Origin of the sequence: Oceanobacillus piezotolerans (assembly GCF_003665065.1) — a bacterium.
GTDB classification, from domain to species: Bacteria; Bacillota; Bacilli; order Bacillales; family Amphibacillaceae; genus Oceanobacillus; species Oceanobacillus piezotolerans.
On the sequence record NZ_RCHR01000004.1, the window covers coordinates 447613 to 460309 of the forward strand.

The window sequence follows — 12697 nt, forward strand, 5'->3', positions numbered from 1 at the left end:
TCATTTAATATTCGTTAAGATGTCATAAATCTCCTGCTTATACACCTAATAGACCAAAGAATTAGCCAAAGAAGAGTTTGACAACGGAAAATAATCGGAGTAGATTATATCTTATTAAAACAAAACGAAAATCCAAGCACCTTTTAGTCGCTTAATTATTTTTATGAGCGGGGGAACCATCGAATAACAGGTTGTTATTCAGGGGTGAATCTTACTGATTGGTAAGAAGGGATACTCTCAGTCCCTAATCCGGCAGCTAACCTCGTAGGCGTTAATTTGCAATTCCGAGAGAAGGGTCAACGGTTAAGCCGAGGACCACTCTTTGTGGTCTTTTTTTATTGGTGTTGCACACAGAAAAGAGGAGAAACAGTGAGGAAGCAGTATGCAGTAATTGGGTTAGGGAGATTTGGCAGCAGTATTTGCAAAGAGTTATATCAGCTGGGCCATGATGTCCTAGCAATTGATATTAACAAGGAAAGGGTTATAAATATTGAAAAATATGCAACCTATGCGGTGAATGCAGATGGAACCGATGAAGATGCTTTAAAATCACTTGGGATAAGAAATTTTGAAAAAGTCATTGTCACAATCGGGGCAAACATTCAGCCAAGTATCCTATGTACATTAATTCTTAAAGAATTAGGTGTGAAGGAAGTTTGGGTAAAAGCTCATGACCAAAAACATGTAAGAATTCTAGAAAGTATTGGCGCTGACCGTATCATCCAGCCTGAATATGAAATGGGGATTCGTATTGCTCATCAGCTGGATTCTTCGAGAGTCATCGAGTATGTGGAACTTTCAAAGGATCATAGCATCGTAGAGTTGGAGGCGACTAAAAAAAATGATAATAAATCGTTAAAACAATTAGATATACGTGCGAAATACGGATGTACCATATTGGCTATCAAAAGAGGGGAGGAAGTTGTGGTTTCTCCTTCTCCTGATGAAAAGATTTCCGAAGGAGACTTACTTGTAGCTATAGGTCATAAAGTAGATCTTGTACGCTTTCAGGAAAAAGGGATGTAAGACATATAAAAGATGATATCTTACAATCACACAGGTGGTATTCGATTAATCTAAGTCCATCCTATTAATTGAAGATATTATCACCTAAAATACGTCTGTAGGAAAGAAGAGTAATTCAAGCATCATTTATACTTAATGGCTTTTGTTTAACTGAATAAGAAAAAGTAGAAGATTTGTAATGAGGATTAACCAAACTTGGTTTAATAAAAAATAATGAAGTGGATAAGTATGAATAATATAAAAAACTTAAAAAAACGATTAACAGTAGCTCAAATCATTGTAATGTATTACCTGATAGCCGTGATGGTTTCAACCATTTTATTATTGTTACCTATAACTCAAAAGCCGAACGCAGAATTAACATTTATTGATGCAGTATTCGTTTCGATTAGCGCCGTAACTGTAACTGGATTATCTCCAATTGATATAAGTCAACTGCTTAGTGTCCCTGGAACATTTATTTTTGCCGTCATTCTTCAGTTCGGTGGAATTGGAATTATGGCTTTTGGAACGATGGTATGGCTTGTGTTAGGAAAGAAAATAGGAATCAGGGAAAGAATACTCATGACAACAGAGCAGAACCGCATCAATGTTGCCGGAATTGTCCGGTTCATACGAATGATTTTCCTTTTCTTTGTAGCGATGGAACTAATAGGGGCTGTTGTCATAGGTACCTATTTCATGAAATTCTTTCCAACTTGGCAAGAGGCTTATTTACAGGGGTTCTTTGCCTCAGTAAGTGCCATGACAAACGCTGGTTTTGATATTACAGGGAAATCGCTAATCCCATTTGCAAAAGATTATTTCGTCCTGACCTTTAATATGGTGTTCTATATTATCGGTTCACTTGGATTCCCGGTTCTAATGGAAGTGCGAGAATGGCTTAGGCATAAGGAAAAGAGTCCATTCCGGTTTAGTTTGTTTACGAAAATCACAACGGTTACTTTTTTACTTCTGATTGTAATCGGCACGATTGTCATTTTTGTTATGGAGTACAGTCAATTTTACGCAGACAAGACCTGGCATCAATCTTTTATGTATTCTTTATTCTATTCTATATCATCGAGAACTGGTGGGATGGCCATTACCGACATCAGCGAATTTTCGCTGCCTACTCATTTTTTTCTAAGCTTTCTTATGTTTATAGGAGCATCCCCTAGCAGTGCTGGTGGTGGGATCAGGACAACCACGTTTGCGATTATGCTGCTCGCCATATACTATTTTGCGAAGGGGGACAAAACAATAAAAGTATTCAAAAGGGAAATTGCTGATGAAGATATCATCAAGTCATTCATCGTTTTTACGACAGCGATGTTGCTTTGCATTGTATCAGTTATCATTCTAGTATGTATGGAGCCAGCCTTTTCATTAATGGAAATTTTATTCGAAGTTGCCTCTGCCTTTGGGACTGTGGGGCTCTCGCTCGGTATTACACCTGACCTGAGTACTGGCGGAAAAGTCGTAATCATGATATTAATGTTTATAGGCAAAATCGGGATATTTACCTTCTTATTCTTTATAGGGGGCAAGACAGTCAAACATAAGCATCACTATCCAAAAGAGCGACTCATTATTGGATAAACAATGTATGTTACTGTTAAAACAATTCTATGAACGGGTTTGATTATAAATCATTCTCATTATAGAAGGCTTAATACAACATTAAGTTCGTCAGAGGGCCAAGTTCACTAGAAGGATAGTATGGAATGATGATTTACTCTCAGAACGTCTGTAAACAAGCTGCCACTTATTATTATTCCATACTATCATAATGCTTCTTTGTGAATAAATCCCTTCAACACAAGAGAGTTCAATGGAACAACAAATAATCATAGCTCAGGCTGGATCCAATATAGGTCCAGTCTTTTTTATTTTCAATAGTTATTCATCCTATTTTTTACCAAGAAGTCATTGCTTATTATTAAGCTGTTCCATTCGATTCAAAGTGTATGGAAGCAGTTGAAAACTATATGTGGAGCTATGCTAAAGGTTCAGGAATGCTGGAGCTTTTAAAAAACATTTTAGAGATGTTTGAGATTAGTGCAGGCGATGGTTTAAGTGTACGAGACGTAGTCGGGGATGATATCGCCAAATTTGCCGACTCATTACTAGAAGTATTTCCAGAAAAAACATGGATGGATAAAATGAGAAGAAAATTAAGGGATTCTATTGAGTAAAAGGGAGAGAACATGAATTCAACGGTCCTTAACATTAAAATGGTAAAAAATAGTTTTAAATTAGAAAAAAGTTTATAAACGTAAAAATTATCGTGAAAAATTCTATATATTCCTTATTAGGAGCATGGCAACTGCTAGGAAAGAGGGTACCTTTTAACCCTCTTTCCATACTATTTTCCGATTACTCAAAAATGTAAGGTGACATCATAGAAAAGGGCTATGATTTGAATTCTTTTAGAGAAAGCACCCACCAAATTTAAATTCTACCTTAGTCTTTTTATCATATGATTAATATCAGAGACGATTTGGACAAGGTGGAATTTACATGTTAAAAAAAGCAATTGCCATCCTTCTTGGAAGTATATTGATTGCTACGGGAATTAATTTATTTGTGATTCCAAATCATCTATTGGATGGCGGTATTATGGGAGTTGGTTTAATTGCAAAATACGCATTGGGAGTTAAACCTGGATTAACGATTATAATACTAAGCACCCCTTTATATTTAATTGCCTTCTTTTATAATCGAAGCTTTTTTTATAACGGGGTTCACGGTCTTTTAGTATCCGCCCTTTTCATTGATTTCTTCCATCCGATCTCATACTGGAATCCTAGTGGTGGATTCCTTCTTACTGGAGCCATTATCGGTGGAGTTTTTATTGGAACTGGTGTAGGGATACTGTTACTAAACGACATTAGTACAGGGGGAACAGATCTCCTTGCATTAATATTATCGAATATAACTGCTATTAACGCAGGAATTTTTATTTTCCTTATAGACTGTATGGTCTTACTATTTGGATGGTTTACGATACAAAAAGTTTCTTTTAGCTACTCGTTAATCATGGTCATTACAATTGGACTTACTACTACAGGAATCATTAGCAAATTTTCAAAGGCAAATTAAAAAAGCAGTTTGTGGGAGTACCCTGAACTGCTATTCGACATATATATCTGATTGGGGTCCAACCTAAAGAATTCTGTCATCTAAATCAATCGCTAAATTATATAAATAAGTTACAGATAATTGCACAATAGTTACCGAATCACGGCGAGCTACATACTCTCATCTGTATTTACATTTTTAAAAAGAATATTAATGGATTGATTTAATATGGTTACATGAAAACTCATGGTACACTGTTTACATACGAACTGGGAAAGGTTAAAACAGAATCTGTAATATCTATTACAATTGTGTTTTAGATACCGCCAAGTAACGATTAATCTATTCATAACTAAAACCACCACTAAAATATAACCTTAATGAAAAAGACATCACTATGGAGAAGCCTTACCAACTCTATACATGCGATAAAACTTATTTATTATAAAGTTCCTTATAAGCTATTACTTTCAATGCTGCTATTTCTTCTTCAGTAAAATTCCTTTCGGCTTCTTGTATGAGATCTTCCTTCGTCATTTGACCTTGCTGTACTTTGGATTGCATGTCTTGGAGTTTTGGTATTCCTATCTTATTAACTACTGCTCTAGTGGCTTCTTCTTTGGTGGTAAATGGTAACTTACTTTCATCAACTGACTTGGAGTCGTCATCTAAAAAAACCTTTAACTCAGGATCACTTTCAATCGTTTGCTTGATGTTTTCCATCTCTCCACTTTCTATCAATTCAGTTGATAATGCTTCCATCAGCTTGTCCGATGCCGCCTGTGTCCCAGTATAATAAATACCATAACCAAGGACAGCTAAAGCCATTATTACGATAAGAATATACAATTTTAATCTCATACTTCATATTCCCCCACCTAAGAATTTATTAATAGTACGAGCGAGTTAGATATATTGGAAGACTTTTCCGCCAATTTGATATCTATTAATATAGTCTTTATTTAAGCAATCGTAAAGCCTACTTAATATTGGCGCTTGATAACGATGGATTCTAAGTGAAATTTTATATTATTATTATTATATTTTATCGTATTGCACAATTTTCTTAGTTAACTCTCCTGCGTATGAATTGCGCTTCGCTATTGCTATTAACTCTCGTTGATATATTTATAGTTTAACAATAAAAAAGTAAAATGCGAAGTATGAGCTGTACAATATCTTACTTCACATTTTATCTTATTTTTCGCGGTTGTAATCTAATTATCGATTAAATTGGCAGAAGTACCAGTCTCTCAGGTCCTTAAAATAAATAGGATAAATAAATAGTACGAACGGAAACATAATAGAAATTACATACATACAAAAAAAGAAAAGGTATAGTTGAAAAATAAATCGTTTATGTCTAGTGAAAGATTTTTTCAACAAGAAATTGAAATTAAGGAGAGCCATCGTGAAAAGAATCATTCAATTAAGTTCTACCTGGTTTCCAATTTGGTTAATTTCACTTCTTATGTTTATTATGATAAGTATTTATTTACCTGTATTTGGTGGTGGTATCCAAAATTTAACAAACGCTCCATTAATTGTTGCAAACGAAGACAAAGGACCTGCTGGAGATATTATTTTAGTAAATTTAATTGAAAAACAAAATGGAAGTTCATTTAAATGGAGTGTAGTTGATAATAAAGAAGAAGCATTGCATGATTTAATGAATAATAAAGCATATGGTGCACTCGTTATTCCCGAGGACTTTTCTAAGCATATTTCCGAGATTAACAATCTGCTTATTAATGGAAACGGAATAGGAGAAGCGGCAACCCTAGAAATATTATTGAATGAAGGGATCGGCCAATCGGCATCTATGATTGCGAGTAGAGCTCTAGAAACGATCGTCTATGCGGCATCCAGCGAACTTAGTAGTAACTTGAAAAAGGAACTTAATCAACAGGATAGATCCATACCTGCTGACCAGATAGCTTTAGCAGAAGTTCCTGTAAGAGCTACAACGAAAAATGTACTGGGAATTCCAGTTCATCTTTATAACGGAATGACACCGTTCGTCCTGATTCTTATTGCTTCTATTTCAGGAATAATGGGCACAAATATGATACACGGATATCTCCTTCGTGGAAACGGCGCACTGAAAAAGGAGGGAGTTTCTTTAAGTGGGGCGGAAATGCTTAAAACAGAACTGCTTCTAATCATTATTTTAGCTTTTTCTGTAGCCGCTGTTTCACAGTTAGCGGTTTTTGGCTTTTTCGGAAGCTCACATGCCTCAAGTATTTGGGTTATTTTCTTATTCAGCTTTTTCTGTTCACTAACCATGTTATTTTTATTTAAATCACTTGCTTTGTTATTTGGGGGTTGGGGAATGTTGGTCATGTTCCCGGTAAATATTATGGGCATTTTTTCAAGTGGAGGAGCAGTTCCTTTATCAACACTTCCGGCCATTCACCACATCTTCAGCTTAATTTTACCGACGAGATATATGGTAGATGGGATGAGGGCATTGCTTTATTATGGCGGGAGAATGCAGGCAGGACTTGGAACAGCCTTATTGGCAATATCCTCGTATTTTGTGGTTGCATTGATGATTATTATTGCCTTTATTGCTAATGAGCATAGAAAAGGAAACGCCCCCAAGATGGAAAGGTCAGTTAACAAAAAGACTGACAAAGTTCAAATACAAGTAAGCAATAGGTTTGATTCAAAACTGCCAGAAGAATAAATAAGGGATCATGTTGGGGCTTAGTGTTTCTTTTAAATGAGGAGAACTGTTCCTCACTTCTAGCAAACATTATATTGCCCTTTTTTTCATTCATTCAATAAGAATAGTTGTAACTTCAAAGATAGTTCTTTCTTAAGCAAAACAGCAAACCCAAGTTTTCCCCATCATTCCAGAGTTATTCTGACAATAAAAGCCCTTACTCCCAATAAATAACTTTAATCCGCTAAAATGCCCTAGAATCGATGTAATAAAGCTTTGTGCTATTTTTAATCTTCCTTTAACATACTAACTATCTCCGAAAAGTTTAACGGAAATGAAATACATAACAGGTTACATCTATAGAAGGGAGCTTTTCTAGAATCATGTCATTAAAGAAAACAATAACTCTCCTAAGCATCAGTATTGTTCTGGTGTTAGTAGGGTGCCAAGCAGAATCTGCCGGTGAGAATACAACCGAAGCAAACGCGGCAGCTGAAATTGAAGAAATCGTTGGGATTGAGCCGGGGTCCGGAACGATGAATATAGCAGAAAAAGCAATTGAATCATACAACTTGGATGTTGAACTATTGCCAAGTACAGAACCAGCAATGATAACGGAATTACAGCAAGCGATTGAAGATGAAGAACCTATTGTTGTTACCCTCTGGCAGCCGCACTGGATGTTCAGTGAATATGATTTGAAATTTTTAGAGGACCCAAAAGGGACATTAGGTGCATCTGAAAATATACATACCATGACTCGTCTCGGTTTAGAGGAGGAGCATCCATCCGCATATCAGTTTTTAGACAACTTCTACTGGGAAGTAGAAGACATGAATGAAGTGATGTCCAAATTTGGACAGGATGATTCGGTTGAACCAAAAGATGCAGCGAAAGAATGGATCGAAAACAATCGAGATAGAGTCGATGCTTGGATAGAAGGTATTGAACCGGTTGATAATAAGACCATCGAATTGGCATATACGAATTATGAAACAGAAATTGCTTCCACAAATGTCGTGGCGCTTGTGCTTGAAGAATTGGGATATACCGTCGAATTAACACCTCTTGATATGGGAATCGCGTTTGAAAGTCTTTCTCAAGGAGAAGTGGATGGAATGTTAATCGCTTGGCTTCCTGTAGGTGCGGCATCTTACTATGAGGCATATAAAGATGAGATTGTTGATTTAGGCCCTAATTTAGAAGGAGCACAACAAGGTTTTGTTGTACCGGAATATATGGATATTGACAGTATTGAGGAATTGCCATCCAAATAAATTTCTAAATAAAAAGAAGTAATCGCCCCTGTGACCAGGTTTTGCGATTACTTCTTTTTTAGTGAACACTTAAACCTTGTCCAATTAAAAACCCACTACGTCTATAAATGTTAGTGAGTTTTTGTGAACAACTTTTATTCTTCTTAATGAAATATACCGTCTTCGTTCAATCATATTTAAACCTTTCTATATACGCTTCATACCCTTCCATCCACCTAATCTGCGGCCATTCTCCTGTTGGGTTGTTTCGATTATTTTCCTGTGGAGTCCCTGGAGTAGAGCGGCCATTTACAATGTATTTTGTCAATGAATGTTTGAGGCTTTCCACAAGCTCTGGGTGCTCATCAATGACATTGTTGGTTTCACTGATGTCTTCTTTCAAATTGTATAATTCGGTAGGCTGATACAATTGTCCTCCTGCTCCTTTACGGGAATCAGCTAGCCCTCCCCCATTATTAACCAGCTCGAGCTTCCAATCTCCACGTCGAATGGAAAATCCTCCATTGGCGGAAGTATGTACGACTTCATCTCGTACTGGCTCATTTTCCCCTTGCCATAAGGAAACATTGGATATGGAATCCTCTGCAGTATCATCCGGTATTTCGGCATCAATGATTTCTGCAATACTGCGATATATATCAGCCAAACTAATCATATGGTTGGAAACGCTGCCTTTTTGGATCATTGCTGGATAGGAAATAATGGTTGGTTCCCTATGTCCGCCTTCCCAAATATCTCCTTTGAGTCCTTTAAATATATAACTTGGATTATGTCCATGTTCCTTCAACGCATCAAAATCACAGATACCTGAAGCACCGTTATCACTTGTAAAAATAAAAACTGTATCCTCAAAGAGATCTTTTTCTTTCAGCTTAGCCATTATTTCTCCAACATAATGATCGAGCTGAAGGACAAAGTCACCGTAAGGCCCAAGACCTGATTTCCCTTCGAAGTCTTCATTCGGCAGTAGCGGACCATGCACCAAATGAGTTGGATAATATAAGAAAAATGGCTTATCCTCCTCTGCGAACATATCAATCACTTCTAATGCTTTTTTCTGCATGTTATCCGGAACTTCTGAATGAACAAAATTAGATGCAGCTACGCCATTTTGCCATGCCTGCTGTTCACTTGGTCCCGACCGATCAAGCCTGAATACCCCTGTTACTTCAGTCGGCTCCTCTACTACCCGGTCATTTTCAATATAGACATATGGTGGCTGATCAAGCGATGCAGGTGTTCCATAAAAATAATCAAATCCCAGCTGATTCGGCCCAAAGGTAATAGGTTTGGAATAGTCAATATCCAATCCTTCAAAGTCCATTCGGCCTTCAGAAATATCAAAAATGCCATCACGGCCCATTCGCGTTTTTATATCAGGAAATTCATCTGGGTTTAATCCATATTTTTCATAATCAAAATCATCCTTCAACTGCCAGTTCAAACCTAAATGCCATTTTCCGATAGCTGCTGTGTTGTATCCGTTTTCTTTTAGTAAATGGGCAATTGTCTTACGGTCATGTTCAATTAAGGCCAGAGAATCTCCTGGCACGACAAAGCTCTTCAAGCTGGAACGCCAATTATAACGCCCAGTTAACAATCCGTACCGAGACGGGGTACATAAGGCGGAAGTCGCATGGGTATCCGTAAATCGCATCCCCTCTTCTGCTAGTGTATCGATGTTTTTGGTTTGAATTTTTGACTCAGGGTTAAAACAAGAAACATCCCCATATCCTAAGTCATCTGCAAAAATAAGTACAATGTTTGGTTTTTTGTTTGCCAACATAATCCACCTCCGTTAAATTACCTATTACCTACTATCTAGCTATACCCGAAATTTTACAGAACAAAGCATTTTGACTTATATGCATTCAGCTTCTATTAAGAATATAAGTATCATTATTTTCTTTATGTTTACCGGAATGGTATGAAGGGTAAAGGTTGGGAGATTGGGAGTGACCGTAAATGAAAAAAACATCATGCTGCAGTGTCAGTCGCCTGCAGACAAACAAGGCAAAAGAATCGGAGAGTATAAAAGTAAAACAATCAGCAAATAAGATAGAAAGAGATAAACTGATTTTTATCCCAGGCGGAACATTTAAAATGGGTACAGAAGATCAAGAGGGGTTTCCCGCAGATGCGGAAGGTCCTATTCGTGAGGTAAAAGTTGATCCATTCTACATCGATGCCTGTGCTGTAACCAATGCGGAATTCAAAGCGTTTATAGAGGACACTGGTTATGTGACAGACGCTGAGAAATTCGGCTGGACTTTTGTATTTCATTTACTTTTATCAGAAACAACGTTGCTGCATGCTAGTCATGCTGTAGCAAATACACCATGGTGGGTGGTTGTTGAAGGGGCAGCATGGGATCATCCAGAAGGCCCTGATTCGTCGATTGAGAATAGAATGGACCATCCAGTCGTTCATGTGTCCTGGAATGATGCGGTTGCGTATTGCAACTGGGCAGGGAAACGATTGCCAACGGAGGCTGAATGGGAATATGCGGCACGAGGTGGATTGGAACAAAAGCGTTACCCTTGGGGAAATGAATTAATGCCAGAAGGAAAGCATGTCTGTAATATTTGGCAAGGAGATTTTCCAATGATGAATACGAAAGAGGATGGCTACCTTGCTACAGCCCCCGCGAAATCATTTCCTCCGAATGGCTTTGGACTATATCAAACAGCTGGAAATGTATGGGAATGGTGCAACGACTGGTTCACGGATCAACCTGGTCAAAAAGGCGGAAATGATAATCCGAATGGGCCGAAGCTCGGCGTAAGCAGGGTGACACGTGGAGGGTCGTATCTTTGTCATCATTCATACTGTAATCGTTACCGGGTGGCGGCAAGGTCATCCAATACACCAGACAGTTCTACAGGAAATACTGGGTTTCGCTGTGTCGCAGATCCTCATATCTATTAGAGGATACAGAATTTCTAATTATCTAGGTGGGTTGTAAGAGATGGCAAGTGAAGATTGGAATAAAGAAAAAGAAGAAAATCAACTAAAGTTTGCACAGCAGCATTTAGCGAATGAACGCACGTATTTAGCTTGGATACGGACAGCAATCGCCATCATTGGCGTCGGTTTTATAACGATTACTTTCCATTTAACAATCGGCCAAAGTCATGCCTTAAGTGATTTACTCGCTGTCCTGCTTACTATCTTATCCAGCGTGTGTGGAGTTGCTGTCATGATCATGGCAGCTTTTCAGTATTTGAAGAAAAGAAAACAAATTCAAGCGCAGTACTTTCAATCTTCTTACCTGTTTGTTATATTTGGCTCTCTGTTTTTGCTTCTCGTCTTTGTACTAGCGATTTTGTATATCTTGGTCCAATTTATGCATATCGAAAAACTCTTTTAGGGGATCTGAGGGGCAATTGGTCTAAACAGGAAAGTTTTTATAACTAGAGTCAGTCTGTATGATTTAGAGCGGTTTCTTATTATGAGGCATATAAAGACGAATCTTTAATTTTGGTCCTAATTTAGAAGGAGCCCAACAAGGGGTTGTTTATTCGTTTTACTTTTGCTTCTTTTTCTACAAATAAAAAAGCCCCATAAGGGCTCGTAATTTGTTATGTATATAAAATGGGCTACCAGGTAGGATTAACCGGTGTTACACGGGATCTAAAACCCGATGCCTTACCCCTAGTCTAGAGTTTAAAAATGGCTCCACAGGTAGGATTCGAACCTACGACCGATCGGTTAACAGCCGATTGCTCTACCACTGAGCTACTGTGGAATGAAAATGCTCTCCTAGGTTTCGCACTGATTTAAAAGTAGTGCGCAATTCTAGAAAATTATGGCTGGGCTACCAGGATTCGAACCTGGGAATAACGGGACCAAAACCCGTTGCCTTACCGCTTGGCTATAGCCCAATAATCGATATAGTGGAGGGCGGATTCGAACTAACCAACACATTTATACTATTTACTATAAGGTTTATTTTTATTCATAAATAATGGTGTCGCCCAACCGACTTGAAAATTCATGGTAACTTACGGATTCGAACCCGTGTTACCGTCGTGAAAGGGTAGTGTCATAACGCTTGACCAACAAACCATTAAATTTTTGCAAATAAATAACCCCACAGATAGACTTCAAATCTCGACCATCGACTAACAGCCGATGAACTATCATTAAAGTACTGTGAAGCGTTTAATTAAAATAATTGCCTGGCGGTGTCCTACTCTCGCAGGGAAAACCCAACTACCATCGGCGCTGGAGAGCTTAACTTCTGTGTTCGGTATGGGAACAGGTGGGGCCTCTCCGCCATCACTACCAGGCCTACACGACGTAGGTCGTTCGGTGTTGTTCACAGGAGGTGAACGGTTTTAACCGAACTTCCTTGAACGCTTTTAAGGTTTGTACCCTAAAAACTAAATAAGAGTAAACAACGATTAAAGAAGTTAGTTAAGTCCTCGATCGATTAGTATCCGTCAACTGCACGTGTCACCACGCTTCCATCTCGAACCTATCAACCTCATCGTCTCTGAGGGATCTTACTCACTCGAAGTGATGGGAAGTCTCATCTTAAGGGGGGCTTCATGCTTAGATGCTTTCAGCACTTATCCTTTCCACACGTAGCTACCCAGCTATGCTCCTGGCGGAACAACTGGTACACCAGCGGTGTGTCCATCCCGGTCCTCTCGTACTA

9 protein-coding genes, 2 tRNA genes, 2 rRNA genes, 1 pseudogene and 1 riboswitch are annotated in these 12697 nt (G+C 38.1%); of the genes and pseudogenes, 8 read left to right on the forward strand and 6 right to left on the reverse strand.

The window, feature by feature from the left end; all coding sequences use genetic code 11:
• Nucleotides 1–138 precede the first annotated feature (138 nt).
• Nucleotides 139–286, forward strand: a riboswitch (cyclic di-AMP (ydaO/yuaA leader).
• Between the two features lie 83 nt (nucleotides 287–369).
• The 4 genes and pseudogenes from D8M04_RS13740 (at nucleotide 370) to D8M04_RS13755 (ending at nucleotide 4110) form a co-directional block, all read left to right on the forward strand.
• Complete coding sequence (locus D8M04_RS13740) at nucleotides 370–1026, forward strand: potassium channel family protein (protein WP_121523907.1); 657 nt, start codon at nucleotides 370–372, stop codon at nucleotides 1024–1026.
• A 228-nt stretch (nucleotides 1027–1254) separates the two neighbouring features.
• A complete protein-coding gene (locus D8M04_RS13745; RefSeq protein WP_158595133.1) occupies nucleotides 1255–2607 on the forward strand; it encodes a TrkH family potassium uptake protein in 1353 nt (450 codons plus the stop codon).
• 344 nt (nucleotides 2608–2951) lie between these two features.
• Nucleotides 2952–3203: pseudogene (locus tag D8M04_RS13750) on the forward strand (DUF1048 domain-containing protein); the annotation flags it as partial.
• Between the two features lie 325 nt (nucleotides 3204–3528).
• A complete protein-coding gene (locus tag D8M04_RS13755) occupies nucleotides 3529–4110 on the forward strand; it encodes a YitT family protein (protein WP_121523911.1) in 582 nt (193 codons plus the stop codon).
• Nucleotides 4111–4524: 414 nt separating this feature from the next.
• On the opposite strand, the gene D8M04_RS13760 is transcribed toward D8M04_RS13755, so the two are convergent.
• Entirely contained in the window at nucleotides 4525–4950 is a 426-nt protein-coding gene (locus tag D8M04_RS13760; protein ID WP_121523913.1) for a hypothetical protein, read from the reverse strand.
• A gap of 550 nt (nucleotides 4951–5500) precedes the next feature.
• On the opposite strand from D8M04_RS13760, the gene D8M04_RS13765 reads away from it, so the two are divergent.
• The gene (locus D8M04_RS13765) at nucleotides 5501–6778 is read left to right on the forward strand and encodes a YhgE/Pip domain-containing protein (protein WP_121523915.1); all 1278 of its coding nucleotides are present in this window, start codon (nucleotides 5501–5503) and stop codon (nucleotides 6776–6778) included.
• Nucleotides 6779–7140: 362 nt separating this feature from the next.
• Nucleotides 7141–8034 (forward strand): glycine betaine ABC transporter substrate-binding protein, encoded by an 894-nt coding sequence (locus D8M04_RS13770; RefSeq protein ID WP_121523917.1) that lies wholly within the window; start codon nucleotides 7141–7143, stop codon nucleotides 8032–8034.
• 166 nt (nucleotides 8035–8200) lie between these two features.
• Here the strand turns inward: D8M04_RS13770 and D8M04_RS13775 are convergent, their stop codons facing one another.
• Nucleotides 8201–9817 carry a sulfatase family protein gene (locus tag D8M04_RS13775; protein ID WP_222928594.1) on the reverse strand — a complete coding sequence of 539 codons (1617 nt, stop codon included), beginning with the start codon at nucleotides 9815–9817 and terminating at the stop codon, nucleotides 8201–8203.
• A gap of 182 nt (nucleotides 9818–9999) precedes the next feature.
• Here D8M04_RS13775 and D8M04_RS13780 point away from each other — a divergent pair, with 182 nt between their 5' ends.
• A complete protein-coding gene (locus tag D8M04_RS13780) occupies nucleotides 10000–10962 on the forward strand; it encodes a formylglycine-generating enzyme family protein (RefSeq protein WP_121523921.1) in 963 nt (320 codons plus the stop codon).
• A 40-nt stretch (nucleotides 10963–11002) separates the two neighbouring features.
• Nucleotides 11003–11404, forward strand: a complete 402-nt coding sequence (locus tag D8M04_RS13785) for a YidH family protein (RefSeq protein WP_121523923.1) — start codon at nucleotides 11003–11005, stop codon at nucleotides 11402–11404.
• A 303-nt stretch (nucleotides 11405–11707) separates the two neighbouring features.
• Here the strand turns inward: D8M04_RS13785 and D8M04_RS13790 are convergent.
• The 4 genes from D8M04_RS13790 to D8M04_RS13805 all read right to left on the reverse strand — a co-directional run.
• A tRNA-Asn gene (locus D8M04_RS13790) sits at nucleotides 11708–11782 on the reverse strand.
• Between the two features lie 61 nt (nucleotides 11783–11843).
• Nucleotides 11844–11918: transfer RNA gene (locus D8M04_RS13795), tRNA-Gln, on the reverse strand.
• 295 nt (nucleotides 11919–12213) lie between these two features.
• Nucleotides 12214–12326, reverse strand: a 5S ribosomal RNA gene (gene rrf / locus D8M04_RS13800).
• Between the two features lie 123 nt (nucleotides 12327–12449).
• Nucleotides 12450–12697: ribosomal RNA gene (locus tag D8M04_RS13805) — 23S ribosomal RNA — on the reverse strand; the annotation flags it as partial.

Coding starts and splice junctions, on each gene's coding strand:
- D8M04_RS13745 (WP_158595133.1), top strand. CDS start 1,255: ATGAATAATATAAAAAACTTAAAAAAACGATTAACAGTAGCTCAAATC.
- D8M04_RS13755 (WP_121523911.1), top strand. CDS start 3,529: ATGTTAAAAAAAGCAATTGCCATCCTTCTTGGAAGTATATTGATTGCT.
- D8M04_RS13760 (WP_121523913.1), bottom strand. CDS start 4,950: ATGAGATTAAAATTGTATATTCTTATCGTAATAATGGCTTTAGCTGTC.
- D8M04_RS13770 (WP_121523917.1), top strand. CDS start 7,141: ATGTCATTAAAGAAAACAATAACTCTCCTAAGCATCAGTATTGTTCTG.
- D8M04_RS13780 (WP_121523921.1), top strand. CDS start 10,000: ATGAAAAAAACATCATGCTGCAGTGTCAGTCGCCTGCAGACAAACAAG.
- D8M04_RS13785 (WP_121523923.1), top strand. CDS start 11,003: ATGGCAAGTGAAGATTGGAATAAAGAAAAAGAAGAAAATCAACTAAAG.